Annotated in this window: 12 protein-coding genes; all 12 read right to left on the reverse strand. The window is 69.6% G+C overall.

What is annotated here, in order from left to right; all coding sequences use genetic code 11:
• On the reverse strand, positions 1 to 929 hold a 929-nt coding region (locus WS91_RS28725; RefSeq protein WP_197422293.1), incomplete at its 3' end, for a glutamine synthetase family protein.
• Positions 930 to 961: 32 nt separating this feature from the next.
• On the reverse strand, positions 962 to 1,756 hold the full coding sequence (locus WS91_RS28730; RefSeq protein ID WP_059584135.1) for a gamma-glutamyl-gamma-aminobutyrate hydrolase family protein: 795 nt from the start codon (positions 1,754 to 1,756) through the stop codon (positions 962 to 964).
• Positions 1,757 to 2,058: 302 nt separating this feature from the next.
• Positions 2,059 to 2,262 (reverse strand): hypothetical protein, encoded by a 204-nt coding sequence (locus WS91_RS37010; RefSeq protein WP_038750655.1) that lies wholly within the window; start codon positions 2,260 to 2,262, stop codon positions 2,059 to 2,061.
• 507 nt (positions 2,263 to 2,769) lie between these two features.
• A complete protein-coding gene (hutG, locus tag WS91_RS28745; RefSeq protein ID WP_038750658.1) occupies positions 2,770 to 3,573 on the reverse strand; it encodes an N-formylglutamate deformylase in 804 nt (267 codons plus the stop codon).
• A gap of 289 nt (positions 3,574 to 3,862) precedes the next feature.
• A complete protein-coding gene (locus WS91_RS28755) occupies positions 3,863 to 5,245 on the reverse strand; it encodes a formimidoylglutamate deiminase (protein ID WP_082717402.1) in 1,383 nt (460 codons plus the stop codon).
• A 12-nt stretch (positions 5,246 to 5,257) separates the two neighbouring features.
• Complete coding sequence (gene hutI, locus WS91_RS28760) at positions 5,258 to 6,481, reverse strand: imidazolonepropionase (RefSeq protein WP_059647745.1); 1,224 nt, start codon at positions 6,479 to 6,481, stop codon at positions 5,258 to 5,260.
• A gap of 4 nt (positions 6,482 to 6,485) precedes the next feature.
• On the reverse strand, positions 6,486 to 7,118 hold the full coding sequence (locus WS91_RS28765; RefSeq protein ID WP_059647747.1) for a HutD/Ves family protein: 633 nt from the start codon (positions 7,116 to 7,118) through the stop codon (positions 6,486 to 6,488).
• Positions 7,118 to 8,806 carry a urocanate hydratase gene (hutU, locus tag WS91_RS28770; protein WP_059647749.1) on the reverse strand — a complete coding sequence of 563 codons (1,689 nt, stop codon included), beginning with the start codon at positions 8,804 to 8,806 and terminating at the stop codon, positions 7,118 to 7,120. Before hutU ends, WS91_RS28765 begins: the two co-directional genes overlap by 1 nt.
• Before the next feature lie 41 nt (positions 8,807 to 8,847).
• Positions 8,848 to 9,543 (reverse strand): histidine utilization repressor, encoded by a 696-nt coding sequence (hutC, locus tag WS91_RS28775; protein WP_059671493.1) that lies wholly within the window; start codon positions 9,541 to 9,543, stop codon positions 8,848 to 8,850.
• Positions 9,544 to 9,547: 4 nt separating this feature from the next.
• Positions 9,548 to 11,071, reverse strand: a complete 1,524-nt coding sequence (hutH, locus tag WS91_RS28780) for a histidine ammonia-lyase (RefSeq protein WP_038750674.1) — start codon at positions 11,069 to 11,071, stop codon at positions 9,548 to 9,550.
• Positions 11,072 to 11,808: 737 nt separating this feature from the next.
• Positions 11,809 to 12,606 (reverse strand): 4'-phosphopantetheinyl transferase family protein, encoded by a 798-nt coding sequence (locus tag WS91_RS28785; RefSeq protein ID WP_059671494.1) that lies wholly within the window; start codon positions 12,604 to 12,606, stop codon positions 11,809 to 11,811.
• A gap of 95 nt (positions 12,607 to 12,701) precedes the next feature.
• On the reverse strand, positions 12,702 to 13,745 hold the full coding sequence (locus WS91_RS28790; protein ID WP_059584198.1) for an alpha/beta hydrolase family protein: 1,044 nt from the start codon (positions 13,743 to 13,745) through the stop codon (positions 12,702 to 12,704).
• Between the last annotated feature and the right edge of the window lie 485 nt (positions 13,746 to 14,230).

The raw sequence follows: 14,230 nt of genomic DNA on the forward strand, positions 1-14,230 counted from the left end.
CGCGACAGCCGGCGATACGAGTTGATGTACGGCGCGAAGATCGGCATCAGCGCGGGCGTGTACTTCTGCAGCCCGGCAAGGTACGCGCGAAACATCGGCATCACTTCGCCGCCCGCGCCGATGAAGAGATTGCGGCCCGTCTCGAGGTCGACGACGCTCTGATGGATGTGCATCGCCGAGCCCGGCTCGTTCTCCATCGGCTTCGCCATGAACGTCGCGTACATGTTGTGGCGCAGCGCCGCTTCGCGCACCGTGCGCTTGAACAGGAACACCTGGTCGGCGAGCGACAGCGCATCGCCGTGCAGGAAGTTGATCTCCATCTGCGCGGCGCCGACTTCGTGAATCAGCGTGTCGATGTCGAGCCCCTGCAGCTCGCAGTATTCGTAGATGTCCTCGAAGAGCGGATCGAACTCGTTGACCGCTTCGATCGAATACGACTGCCGCCCCGTCTCCGCGCGCCCCGTGCGTCCGACGGGCGGACGCAGCGGCAGATCCGGGTCCTTGTTCATGTCGACGAGATAGAACTCGAGCTCCGGCGCGACGACGGGCTTCCATCCCTTCGCGCGATACAGGTCGAGCACGCGCCGCAACACGTAGCGCGGCGAGATCTCGACGGGCGAGCCGTCGAAATGCACGCAATCGTGAATCACCTGCGCGGTCGGATCGACCGCCCACGGAATCAGGCAGATCGTCGACGCGTCGGGCACGCACACCATGTCGGGATCGGTCACGCCGGTGAGCGTGCCGTCTTCCGGGTAGTCGCCGGTAACGGTCTGCACCATCACCGCTTGCGGCAGCCGCATCGATTCGCCCGTTTCGAACTTGTTGCGCGGGATGATCTTGCCGCGCGCGATCCCCGCCATGTCGGGAATGATCGCTTCCACTTCGGTGATCCGGTGTTGCCTCAAAAAATCATCGATGTCTTGCATGTGAGCCTCTCTTCGATAAGCGTCGACGGCCTTCACGCGCGCGTCGCGCGTTCGGCCGTCCTGCGCATTCGGGCGCGGCACGCCGCGCCGAACGCCGCAAAGATTTCTCGCGACAGCGGATTGCCGTCGAACCGCCATTCCGGATGCCACTGCACGCCGAGCGCGAACGCGCGCGCGTCGCGCACGCCGATCGCCTCGACGAGCCCGTCGGGCGCGCGCGCTTCGACGGTCAGCCCGCCGCCGAGCCGCTCGATCCCCTGCGCGTGCAGCGAGTTGACGTCGACGCTTTCCGCGCCGTGCGCAAGCCGATGCAGCAATCCGCCCGGCTCGAGCCGGACCGGATGCGCGGAGCCGTATTGCACGTCGACCGGAGCGGACAGGTTCTCGCGATGATCGGCGCGGCCGCTTTGCGCGTGCACGGCCTGGTGCAGCGTGCCGCCGTACGCGACGTTCAACTCCTGCATGCCGCGGCAGATCGCGAGCACCGGCACGCCGGCGTCGATCGCCGCGCGCACGAGCGGCAGCGTCGTCGCGTCGCGCGCCGCGTCGTGCAGCGTGCCGGGCGCGCTCGCCGGGCCGCCGTAGCGCTCGGGCTCGACGTTCGAATAGCTGCCCGTCAGCAGCAAGCCGTCGATGAGCGCGAGCAGTTCGTCCGCGCGCTGCCGCGCGCCGAGCGCGGGCAGCACGATCGCGAGCGCGTCCGCGCCGGCGACGACGGCGCTCAGGTATTTCTCGCCGGCGACATGCGCGACATGCAGGCCGACCGTCTTGCGATCCGCGCAAACGCCGACGACGGGCCGCCGCCCGGCGACGAAATGTTCATCCATCGCGCTTCCTCCGATTCGACAGGCGCGACAAACGCGCGCGCAGCACGCGCGACGCATCGCGTTCGTCGAGAAAAACGGAAACGACGCCGCGCACAGCGGCATGCATGCACGTACGCGCGCGCCCGATGCGCGGCGGCGTGCGTGGCGTGGGCTCGACGGATTCGCGCGCGGCGCGGTCACGCAACGCGCGGCCCGCGCGCGATGCGATGCGCGCGCCGCCCGTTCGCATGCGGCTCGGCAACGCGACGGCAATGCGCAGCGACGACGAACCGGCGAGCGACGAGGAGCGACGAGAAGAGGCGCTAGGGCAACAGCGATGCGACGCCGTCGTCGTGAACCGCCGTGTAGGCGCGCGCGGCGACCGCGTTGTGACGGCGCACGGAGCGCCGGGACACGGTGGCGAAGATGGACAGGCTTGGGCTAGCGAGATACTTGCCGCAGCCAACGTCGGCGGCGTCGACGGCGTGCGGAAGGCTCGCGCGCCGACTTCGATCCCGCCTGACCAAGGGGCCTTGGACTCTCACGATTACACTCGACTGACTGTTTAAAGTATTGAACGCGGCAAGCGGCGATGCGACTCGGCATGCGCCGCCGCCCGGCCAGCCGGTCGATCGTCGCGAACGTCGCAGCAGCCCGTTCGCGAGTGGCGGCGGCGCGGGAAAACGCCACCGTGATCGATGTGACGGCTAGCTGACAATCAGCTTATCGTATCTGGAAATGCCGTCAATTCCGTTTCAAAAATACGGATCTAGGGTTTTCCCTTAATTCACGGCGGATGTATTGCTTAAAATATTCGACGATAACCGTCGATGGACGCGCGCATTGCGCGGCGTCGGCTCGTAGTCGGATCGGTATCCGAACGATTCCCGCCTCCCATGCTCGCTTCGCGCGGCGAACGAGCGAACCACGAGCGAAACCCGCATTCGTTTCGCATCGCAAACGAATGCGCGACGCAATCCGCGGCGCATCGCCCAGCGCGAAGCGCCGCGAATGGAGGCTGCCCTACAACGAGGTCAGCGATGCTCGAGTGCGGCCCTCGCGAGCGCCTCGAGCAGCGGCACGATCCGCCGCGCCTTTGCTTCGTCGTACGAATAAGGCCGCGTTTCGTCCATGTAGGTCGCTTGCACGAGCTCGAGCTGCACCGCCTGCACGCCGTGCTCCGGCGCGCCGTAGTGACGCGTGATGTAGCCGCCCTTGAAGCGCCCGTTCGCGATCGACGTGTAGCCGCCGTGCTTGTCGACGAGCGCGGCCAGCTTGTCGGCGAGACCCGGCGCCGCGCTCGCGCCGTTCGACGTGCCGAAGTTGAAGTCCGGCAGCCGGCCTTCGAAAAAGCGCGGCACCTGCGAGCGGATCGAATGCGCTTCCCACAGCAGCACGCGGCCGTGCGCGCCCTTCAGGCGCTCGAGCTCGCCTGCGAGCGCATCGTGATACGGCCTCCAGTAGCGCTCGCGACGGCGCGCGATCTCGGTGACGGTCGGCTCGTCGCCTTCCGCGTAGAGCGGCGACTTGTCGAACGTATCGACGGGCACGAGGCCCGTCGTATCCTGGCCCGGATAGAGATTCGCGTCGTCGGGCGGACGGTTCAGATCGACGACATAGCGCGCGTGCAACGGCACGATCACCGACGCGCCGAGCGTCTTCGCGAAATCGTACAGACGCTCGAGATGCCAGTCGCAATCGTCGACGTGGCGCGCGACGGGCGTCATCGTCTCGGCGATTTCGTCGGGAATGCGGGTGCCCGCGTGCGGTATCGACACGAGCAGCGGCAGCGTGCCGCGATGCAGCGTGAATACCGGCGGATACGATGCGGTGTTCATGATCGTTCGACCTCGTTGATGATGCCGCGCTTCGTGCGGCGCGCTCCCCGCCGCGCGCCGCGCGGCTCGCACGTGGCGGCCGGCTGCGCCGCTGCGCGCGCGAAGCGCTCGGCTTGCATGATTTTCATTGCGGCGCGCGCGGCACCCCGCCCTCGCGCCGGATGCCGGATGCCGGATGCCGGATGCCGGATGCCGGATGCCGGATGCCGCAGGCATGCTGACCGCATCGCGCGGCGGCCGCGCCGGCGCATCTTCGTATCATCCGTCGCTTGCGCAAGCCGGTCGCGCTTCAGCGCAGCAGTTGCGCGAGCGCCGCGCGATACCCGGCGTACGCGGATGCCTCGTCACGATGACGGCGCGCACTCACCACCTGCTCGCCGCCGACATACACGTCGAGCACCGGCGTGTCGCCGTGCTCGGCGAACACCGCACCCGACAGCCACGTGTCGCTGCCATGCTCGGCGATCGACGGATGCGTGGGATCGAGCACGATCCAGTCGGCGCGCCGGCCCGCCTCGAGCGCGCCGACCGGCCGGCCGGCCGCGCGCGCGCCGCCCGCGAGCGACGCCGCGAACAGACGGTCAGCCACGTGAGTATGCGCCGAATCGGCGAGCACGTTGCGCTCGCGCCGCACGAGACGCTGCCCGTATTCGAAGAGCCGCAGCTCGGCGCGCCAGTCGACGCTCGCGTGGCTGTCCGAACCGATGCCGATCGCGCCGCCCGCCGCGAGATAGTCGAGCGCCGGAAAGATGCCGTCGCCGAGGTTGGCCTCGGTCGTCGGACACAGGCCCGCGATCGCGCCGCTGCGCGCGAGCGCACGCGTCTCCACCGCGTCGAGATGCGTCGCATGGACGAGGCACCAGCGCGCGTTTACGTCGAAGCGATCGAGCAGCCATTGCACCGGCCGCGCGCCGTATGCGCGCACGCAATCGTCGACTTCCGCGGTCTGCTCGGCGATGTGGATGTGCACCGGCGCATCGGCCGGCAGTGCGCCGAGCAATTCGCGCAGCCCCCCCTCCGACACCGCGCGCAGCGAATGCGGCGCGATCCCGTAGCGCAGCCCGCCGTGCTCGGGCAGCTCGCCGCGCAGCGCATCGAGGAGCGCGAGAAGCGCATCGGGCGTGTTGATGAAGCGGCGCTGATCGTCGCGCGGCGCGCGTTCGCCGAAGCCGCTGTACTGGTACGCGACGGGCAGCATCGTGATGCCGATGCCCGCATCCCGCGCCGCGCCGACGACGCGCGCCGCCAGCTCCGCGAGCCGCGGATAGCGCGCGCCGTCCGGCGCATGGTGAACGTAATGAAACTCGCACACCGACGTATAGCCGCTCTTCAGCATCTCGACATAGAGCCAGCGCGCGACCGCAGCGAGCGCGTCGGGCGTGATCTTCAGCGCGAAGCGGTACATCAGGTCGCGCCAGCTCCAGAACGTGTCGGACGGATTCGCGCGATATTCGGTGAGCCCCGCCATCGCGCGCTGGAACGCGTGCGAATGCAGGTTCGGCATGCCGGGCAAGAGCGGCCCGTTCGCGTGCGCGACGCCCGCGGGCGCCGGCGCGTTCGCGCTCACGTCGACGAGCGCGCCCGTCGCGTCCCAGCGCAGCAGCACGTCGCGCTGCCAGCCGCCGGGCAGGTATGCGTGCTCGGCAAACAACATCGAATCGGTCATCGTCATGCCTGTCTTCCGTCAGCGCGCATCGCGCGCGAACACCGTCACCCCGCCCTTCACGACACGCTCGCACAACGGCCGGCCGAACCAGTACGCGAGCTCCGCGAGCGTCGACACCGACCACACCGCGAAATCCGCCTGCCGCCCGGGCGCGAGCGAGCCGTGCAGATCGCCTGCGCCGAGCGCCGACGCCGCGTGGCGCGTGACGCCGAGCAGCGCCTCTTGCACTGTCAGCTTGAAGAGCGTGCAGCCCATGTTCACCGTGAGCAGCAGCGACGTGAGCGGCGACGTGCCCGGGTTGTGATCGGTCGCGAGCGCGATCGGCACGCCGTGGCGGCGCAGCAGATCGATCGGCGGCAGTTTCGTCTCGCGAATGAAGTAATAGGCGCCCGGCAGCAGCACGGCGGTCGTGCCGGATGCGCGCATCGCCGCGACGCCCGCCTCGTCCAGATATTCGAGATGATCCGCGGACAGCGCGCGATAGCGTGCGGCGAGCGCGGTGCCGCCGCCGTTCGACAGTTGCTCCGCGTGCATCTTGACGGGCAGCCCGCGCCGCGCGGCCGCTTCGAACACCCGCTCGCTCTGCGCGAGCGTGAAGCCGATCCGCTCGCAGAACACGTCGACCGCGTCGACGAGCCCCTCGTCGGCGAGCTCGGGCAGCATCCGCTCGCAGACCTCGTCGATGTATTCGTCGGCGCGGCCGGTGTACTCGGGCGGCAGCGCGTGCGCGCCGAGGAAGGTCGTGTAGACGCTCACCGGGAAGCGCTCGCCGAGCTGCCGCGCGACGCGCAGCATTCGGCGCTCGCTCGCGAACTCGAGCCCGTAGCCGGACTTGATCTCGATCGCGGTAACGCCTTCCGCGAGCAGCGGCCGCAGCCGCGCGGCCGCCTGCTCGAAGAGCGTCGCCTCGCCCGCTTCGCGCGTCGCGCGCACCGTCGACACGATCCCGCCGCCGCGCCGCGCGATTTCTTCGTAGCTCGCGCCCGCGAGGCGCTGCGCGAACTCGTCCGCGCGCTGGCCGCCGTAGACGAGATGCGTGTGGCAATCGACGAGGCCGGGCGTCACCCACGCGCTGCGCAAGTCCTCGCGCGGCCAGTGCACGTAGCCGGCCGGCACGTCGCTCGCGCGCCCGATCCATGCGACCGTGCCGTCGCCGTTCACCGCGATCGCGGCGTCCGCGATCGTGTCGTTCGGGTCGCCGTGCGCGCACAGCTTCAAGTTGTGCCAGAGAATCGATTTCATCCGCTCAAGCCTTGTCGTGAAGAAGCGTCACGCCGACCGCGAGCAACGCGCCGCCGCCGCGAATCGCGCATCGCAGCTCGCCGTTCGCGGGATCGTCGATGCGCAGCGTGTCGAACGGGCGCAGCGCGATCGGCGCGCCGTCGCCGAGATCGACGACGCTCGCGCCGCTCGCGCAGAACAGCAGCACGGTGTCCGCATGCAGCGCATGCGCCGCGCCGGCGTGCCAGACGTCGACGCGGCCGCGCGCGGCGTCGCGCCGCGTCATCAGGTTGAAGTCGCGCGTCGGGCCGTCGTGCAGCTCGGCCGCGAGCTCGGCTTCCCCCGCGAACGCGGCGCGCTCGAGCGGCGCGCGCAGCTCGTGCCGCGCGCCGTCGGCGTCGACGAGCGTCATGCCCGCGCCCGCGAGCAGCACGAGCGTCCGGTCGACGCCGGCGAAGCGCGAGAACGGCCCCGCCTGCGCGACGTCCGCGACGCTCACGCGCCACGCGAACGCATCGAACGCGCCGCCCGCGGCGCGCTCGCCCGACGGGTGCGCGGCGATCTCGCGCGTCACGCCGCCGCCGTTCTTCCACGGCGACGCGACGAGCGAGTCCGCACGTATCAGCGTCGCTTGCATCGTAGACGACACCATCCGCATCAGCGGCCGAGCATCGGCAGCTTCAGGCCCGCTTCCGTCGCGGTGCGCTGCGCGAGCTCGTAGCCGGCGTCCGCATGGCGCATCACGCCCGTGGCCGGATCGTTGAACAGCACGCGGCCGAGGCGCTCGTGCGCGGCGTCGGTGCCGTCGGCGACGATCACGACGCCCGCATGCTGCGAGAAGCCCATGCCGACGCCGCCGCCGTGATGCAGCGACACCCACGACGCGCCGCCCGCCGTGTTCAGCAGCGCGTTCAGCAGCGGCCAGTCGCTGACCGCGTCCGAGCCGTCCTTCATCGCTTCCGTCTCGCGGTTCGGGCTCGCGACCGAGCCGGTGTCGAGGTGGTCGCGCCCGATCACGATCGGCGCCTTCAGCTCGCCCGTCCTCACCATCTCGTTGAACGCCTGGCCGAGACGGTAGCGATCCTTCACGCCGACCCAGCAGATCCGCGCGGGCAGCCCCTGGAACGCGATCCGCTCGCGCGCCATGTCGAGCCAGTTGTGCAGGTGCGGATCGTCGGGAATGAGTTCCTTGACCTTCGCATCGGTCTTGTAGATGTCCTCGGGATCGCCCGACAGCGCGACCCAGCGGAACGGCCCCTTGCCTTCGCAGAAGAGCGGCCGGATGTACGCGGGCACGAAGCCCGGGAAATCGAACGCGTTCTCGACGCCCATCTCCAGCGCCATCTGGCGGATGTTGTTGCCGTAGTCGAGCGTCGCCGCGCCGCGCTCCTGCAGCGCGAGCATCGCGCGCACCTGCGCGGCCATCGACTGCTTCGCCGCGCGCACGATGCTCTGCGGATCGACCTTCTGCGCTTCGCGCCACTGCTCGACGCTCCAGCCCTGCGGCAGATAGCCGTTGATCGGATCGTGCGCGCTCGTCTGGTCGGTCACGCAGTCCGGCGTGATGCCGCGCGCGACCATCTCCGAGAACACGTCGGCCGCGTTGCCGAGCAGGCCCACCGATACCGGCTTGCCCGCGCGCTTCGCCTCGTCGATCATCGCGAGCGCTTCGTCGAGCGTCTTCGCCTTCTTGTCGACGTAGCGCGTCTTCAGGCGAAAGTCGATTCGCGATTCGTCGCATTCGACCGCGATCATCGAGAAGCCCGCCATCGTCGCGGCGAGCGGCTGCGCGCCGCCCATGCCGCCCAGGCCGCCCGTCAGGACCCAGCGGCCCTTGGGATCGCCGTTGAAGTGCTGGTTCGCGACCGCGAAGAACGTCTCGTACGTGCCCTGCACGATGCCCTGGCTGCCGATGTAGATCCAGCTGCCCGCCGTCATCTGGCCGTACATCATCAGGCCCTTGCGGTCGAGCTCGTTGAAGTGATCCCACGTCGCCCAGTGCGGCACGAGGTTCGAATTCGCGATCAGCACGCGCGGCGCGTTCTCGTGCGTGCGGAACACGCCGACCGGCTTGCCCGACTGCACGAGCAGCGTCTCGTCGTCATTCAGGTCCGCAAGCGACGCGAGGATCTGATCGTAGCAATCCCAGTTGCGCGCCGCGCGGCCGATGCCGCCGTACACGACGAGCGCGTGCGGATGCTCGGCGACCTCCGGATCGAGGTTGTTCTGGATCATCCGGTACGCGGCTTCGGCGAGCCAGTTCTTGCAAACCTTCTCGCTGCCGCGCGGCGCACGGATCACGCGGGTCGGATCGAGACGCGGATCGATGTGTTTCGGGTGGTTCATGACGACTGCTCCCGGAAAGGAAAGTGAGTTTCGTTAAGCGTTCAGAAATGGCCGGTGAAGCGATAGCGGCTGCCCGGATGCCAGAGGTTCACGACCGACGCGACGACGCCTTGCGACCACGTGCGCCGATGCAGCACGAGGCACGGCTCGGTCTCGCTCATCCCGAGCTCCTCGCGCATCACGCGATCGGGCATCGCCGCCTCGATCCGGTACTCGACGCGCTGCAGCGGCGCGACGCGCATCAGGTACTGGTTCGGCGTGATCGCCGAGAAATCCTGCTCCGCGTAATCCGCGGCGACGGCCGGATTGACCCAACGCTCTTCGAGCTGCACCGGCTCGTCGTTCTCGTAATGCAGCATCACCGAGCGGAAAAGCTTCGTGTTGAGCGGCACCTGCATTTCGTCGGCGAGCGCGTCGTCGGCCTTCATCGTGACGAGATCGAGCACGCGCGCATGGTGCCGGTGGCCGCGCGCGGCGATTTCGTCGGAGATGCTGCGGATCGCGACGAGCGTCGACTCGTACTTCGGCCGCGCGACGAAGGTGCCCGCCCCCTGGATGCGCGTGAGCACCTGCTCGGCCGTGAGCTCGCGCAGCGCGCGGTTGACCGTCATTCGCGCAACCTTGAACTCGCGCGCGAGCTCGTTCTCGGACGGCACCTGATCGCCTTCCGCCCATTCGCCGGCGTGAATGCGATCGAGGATGAAGTCCTTGATTTCCTGATAGGCGGGCGTGCTCATCGTCTTATTGTTCCGATTCGAACGCGAGCGGGCTCAGCGTCGCGAACGCGCGCTCGCGCACGCGCTGCGCGACCACCGCGATGTCCGGCGCGAAGTAATGGTCGAGATCGTAGTGCGCGACGTCCGCGCGGATCGTCTTCATCGCGTGCTGCAGCGCCGGGCTCGTTTCGTGCGGCGCGCGCAGATCGACGCCCTGCGCGGCGGCGAGCAGCTCGATCGCGAGGATGTTCGCGACGTTCTCCGCGATGTCCGCGAGCTTGCGCGCGGCGAACGTCGCCATCGACACGTGGTCCTCCTGGTTCGCCGAAGTCGGCAGCGAATCGACCGATGCCGGATGCGCGAGCGTCTTGTTCTCCGACGCGAGCGCGGCGGCCGTCACGTGCGCGATCATGAAGCCCGAGTTCACGCCGCCGTCCTTCACGAGGAAAGGCGGCAGGCCGGAGAGCGTCGCGTCGATGAGCAGCGCGATGCGGCGCTCGGCGAGCGCGCCGATCTCGGCCGCGGCGATCGCGAGGTTGTCGGCCGCGAACGCGACGGGCTCCGCGTGGAAGTTGCCGCCCGACAGCACTTCGCCCGTATCCGGGAAGATCAGCGGGTTGTCCGACACCGCGTTCGCTTCGATGAGCAGCACGCCGGCCGCGTGGCGAATCTGGTCGAGGCACGCGCCCATCACCTGCGGCTGGCAGCGCAGGCTGTACGGGTCCTGCACCTTGCCGCAGTCGCGGTGCGACACGTTGATCGCCGAGCCGTCGAGCAGCGACCGGTACGCGGCCGCCGCGTCGACCTGGCCGCGATGGCCGCGCAGCTCGTGAATGCGCGCGTCGAACGGCTTCACCGAGCCCGCCGCCGCGTCGACCGACAGCGCGCCCGACACGAGCGCCGTGCGGTACAGGTCTTCGATCGCGAACAGGTTGTCGAGCGCGAGCGCGGTGGACGCCTGCGTGCCGTTCAGCAGCGCGAGGCCCTCCTTCGCTTCGAGCGTGAGCGGCGCGAGGCCCGCGACGCGCAGCCCGTCGACGGCGCTCGCGCGCTCGCCGCGGATGAACACTTCGCCGATGCCGAGCAGCGCCGCCGACATGTGCGCGAGCGGCGAGAGATCGCCCGACGCGCCGACCGAGCCCTTGACCGGGATGAGCGGCAGCACGTCGGCGTTGAACAGCTTGACGAGCGCGTCCATCACGACGCGGCGAATGCCCGAGTGACCGCGGCCGAGGCTCGACAGCTTGAGCGCCATCAGGAGGCGCACGACGGGACGCGACATCGGCTCACCGACGCCGACCGCATGCGAGAGCACCAGATTCCTCTGCAGCAGCTCGAGCTGATCGTGCGGGATGTGCGTGCTCGCGAGGCGTCCGAAGCCCGTATTGATGCCGTAGGCCGGCTCGCCCTTCGCGGCGATGTCGGCGACGGCTTGCGCGCCCCGGTCGATCGCGGCGAAACTCGCGGGATCGAGCGTGATCTGCACGTTCTCGCGGGCGATCCGGCGCAGTTGCGGGAGAGTCAGGCGGCCTGGGGTCAGCGTGATCATGAAGGGGTCCTGTCTATACAAGTTTCGGGATGAGCTGAGTGTAGTGACTCGATGTTGTATAGACAACTTGTTTTTCAAAAATCCGGGCTAGGAGTTTCCCCTAGTCCGGCGGGCGGGCGAAGCCGGATCGGGGCGCAGCGGCGGAGGCCGCCCGGGCGGGTCGACGAGCGCGACAATGGAAGTGGCCGGCCGGATTTCGCAGCGCTTCGCGCTTTGGGCGCGCGCTCGAACGACGATGGCGTCGCGCGCCGCGCCTTTCGCCACGCGAAGCAGGATTTCGAAGGCGTTTCGCCAAGTTCCGATCCCGAATCATCGCCTCCCGGATTTGGCGGCCCCGACTCCTCGGATGGATCTCGATTTCCGTCGGCTTCCGATCGTCCGGCGTTGCGATCGCTCCGGTGGCCGGGCGTGGGCGACGCACGTTCGCGCGACGCCCGCGCCCAACCGCGCGGAGATCGGCTCCGCTGGCGACGATCGCGCGCAGCCGCCGAAACCCGCATTGCCGCCGCTGCGACGGACATGTGAAGCCTCAAGGGGGAATCGGCGGGCGCGGAGCAGCGATGAGGCCATGAAGCGCCGACGAGATGAGTCGATCAGGCGGCAAGACGATCAACCGATCGCGTCGATGCACGGACGCTCGAGCGCCGGCGGCCGTTCGTTCCGAACGCCTCGAACGAAACGAAACGAAGCGCCGCGCGGCGTGACTGACGCGCCGCCTCGAAACGGCTCGCCCGCCGCTAAAACGTGCCGCCGCCCGCACGCCGCCAGGCGACGCACGCGGCATAGCCCGCGGGCGCGTCGAGCCATGCCGCCTCGAACGCCGCCACGCCGCTCGCGGGCGAGTTCGGCTCGACGATGCCGACGACGGGCGCGCCGCCGTTCCCGCCCGCCGGCGGCAACGCGCCGCCGAGCACCGAAAACGCGGTCAGGCCGCCGCCGATCCCCGTGCCGAGCGCTTTCAGGAACGCCTCCTTCGCCGCCCACACGCGATAGAACGCCGCTTCGCGCTCGCCAGCGGGCAACATGGCGATCGCCGCCGCGTCCGCGGGCGCGAACACCGCGCGGCCGAGCGAGCTCCAGTCGACGCCCGCCCGCCCCGCCTCGATGTCGACGCCGACGCGCGCGGCGCGGCTCCACGCGATCAGCGCATGCGCGCCGGAATGCGACACGTTGAAGTCGAGCGTCGGCGCGAGCGCCGCGTGCGCCGGCGCGAGCCGCGGCCGTCCCCATGCATCGGCGACGATCCGCAACTCGGCGGGCGGCACGCCGAGCGCCGCGCCGATCACGCCGCGCAACGCGGCGCGCGTCGACGCGCTGCGCAGCGCGTCGTCCGCGCGAACGAAGCGGCTGGCGCGCTCGCGCTCGTCGTCGCTCAGCCAATCCATCGCGCGCGCGCCGCGCGGCGCATCGAAATCGAAGTCGAGCCGCACGAGCCGCACGCCGGCGCGTTGCGCCGCCGCGGGCGGCGACAGCTCGACGGCGCGGCAGGCGTCGTCGAGCGTGAAAGGCAAGGCGGCGTCGGTCGGCTGGCGCATCGGCGGCGGGGCACGTCGTGCAGACAATGGAAAGCGTTCGATGGTAACGGATCTTCGTGCGCCGAGCCGCGCCGGCCGCAGCCGGCGCGCGCCGCTCAGCCGGTGGCCGTCCGCCCGCCCTTCACGTCCTCGTCCTCGTCCTTGCCCTTGTCCTCGTCGCGCGCCGCGCGGCCGCGCTCGGGCGCGGACGGTTGCCGATAGACGTCGCCCGGCGTATCGGGCGCGAGTTCGCCCGTCTGGAGCCAGCCGAGCGCGATCGGCCAGAGCGTCTTTTCGAAGCGGCTGTGGAAGAACGCGAAATGCCCGACCGACGCCGCGCCGATCTGCTCGGGCGCGATCCGCAGATGCGTGACCGCGCTGTGCGCGTAATAGCCGAGCAGGCGCTCGACCGCCTCGACGCTGCCGAACTCGTCGTCCGACAGGCCGATGGCGAGCGTCGGCGCGGTCAGCCGCGCGAAACGCTCGACGAGATCGCGCCGCGCGTCGGCCGTCTCCGCGATCGGCGCGCGCGCGAACGCGTCCTCGAAGCGCGGCCGGCTGCGGCTCCACGACAGCGCGACGCCGCGCGGCGTGTCCTCCATCCAGCCGAGCCGCTTCGCGGGAACGTAGCCGAACAGGCGCGCGAGAATCGGCATCGCGACATGCCATTTGATCAGCATCCGCAGCCGATGCGAGCCCGCGTAATCACGCCAGTACGCATATTGCGAGCCGACCGTGAGCACGCGGCGCACGAGCGCATTCGAATTGGCGAGCCCGAGCGTGACACCGCCGACGCTGTGCGCGACGACGTCGACCGGCTGGCCCCCAAACGCGCGCGACGCGTATTGCAGGACCGCGTCGCAATCGAGACGCCCCCAGTCGAGCCAGGTCGCACGAAAGCCGGCGAGCGACGCGGGCCGCGACTCGCCGATGCCGCGATAGTCGTAGACGAGCACGTCGCTGCCGTGGCTGAACAGATACGCGGCAAAGCGGAAGTAATAGCGGCAGCGCACCGAGGTCGCGCAATTGACGACCGTCACCGGCCGGCCGGCTGCGGGGCCACGGTGCCGCCACGCAAAGCCGCGCACGAGGAAGCCGTCGGCGGCCGGCGCGACGAAGGGTTCAGGCGGAATGGCGTCGGGCCGCTGCTGGTCCGGCATGTCGTCTCCTGTCATGGTCGTTTTCGTCGATTCGGAACCGTGCGCCGCCGCGGCGCGAAGCTCGCCTGCGGCGGCCATTTTTTCTCGGCTTTCGCAGGGTCGGCGGACGAACGTCCGGGAGATCGCTCGCCGAAATCGGGCGGCGGCGCGACGACGTCGCGCAGGATCGGCGCGCGTCGGCGCGGCGCGTGCGCCGCCGTCTGCTCGGGTTCCGCTCAGCTTCTACTCAGGTTCCGCGTTTCGCCGCCTCGCATGCGGCCGCGCGAACATCGCACGGATACGCCGTCCGATTCACATCGGCGCGGCGTGCGGGCGACACGCGCGCGGCCGAATGACACGGCGAAACAGCAACGATACGTTACTCGATTTACGAAAAAGCGGCAGCGGACACACGCCGCGCCGGAAAATGATGGCGAGCGGCCCACACGCGAAGTGCGGCGCGATGCAACGCAACTCGACGTGACGTGACGTGACACGACACGCCA

This window comes from Burkholderia sp. MSMB1498 (assembly GCF_001526245.1).
GTDB classification, from domain to species: domain Bacteria; phylum Pseudomonadota; class Gammaproteobacteria; order Burkholderiales; family Burkholderiaceae; genus Burkholderia; species Burkholderia savannae.

What these genes read in the sequence shown, in the direction of transcription:
- WS91_RS28730 (WP_059584135.1), bottom strand. Translation starts at nt 1,756, where the DNA reads ATGGATGAACATTTCGTCGCCGGGCGGCGGCCCGTCGTCGGCGTTTGC.
- hutG (WP_038750658.1), bottom strand. Translation starts at nt 3,573, where the DNA reads ATGAACACCGCATCGTATCCGCCGGTATTCACGCTGCATCGCGGCACG.
- WS91_RS28755 (WP_082717402.1), bottom strand. Translation starts at nt 5,245, where the DNA reads ATGACGATGACCGATTCGATGTTGTTTGCCGAGCACGCATACCTGCCC.
- hutI (WP_059647745.1), bottom strand. Translation starts at nt 6,481, where the DNA reads ATGAAATCGATTCTCTGGCACAACTTGAAGCTGTGCGCGCACGGCGAC.
- WS91_RS28765 (WP_059647747.1), bottom strand. Translation starts at nt 7,118, where the DNA reads ATGCGGATGGTGTCGTCTACGATGCAAGCGACGCTGATACGTGCGGAC.
- hutU (WP_059647749.1), bottom strand. Translation starts at nt 8,806, where the DNA reads ATGAACCACCCGAAACACATCGATCCGCGTCTCGATCCGACCCGCGTG.
- hutC (WP_059671493.1), bottom strand. Translation starts at nt 9,543, where the DNA reads ATGAGCACGCCCGCCTATCAGGAAATCAAGGACTTCATCCTCGATCGC.
- hutH (WP_038750674.1), bottom strand. Translation starts at nt 11,071, where the DNA reads ATGATCACGCTGACCCCAGGCCGCCTGACTCTCCCGCAACTGCGCCGG.
- WS91_RS28785 (WP_059671494.1), bottom strand. Translation starts at nt 12,606, where the DNA reads ATGCGCCAGCCGACCGACGCCGCCTTGCCTTTCACGCTCGACGACGCC.
- WS91_RS28790 (WP_059584198.1), bottom strand. Translation starts at nt 13,745, where the DNA reads ATGCCGGACCAGCAGCGGCCCGACGCCATTCCGCCTGAACCCTTCGTC.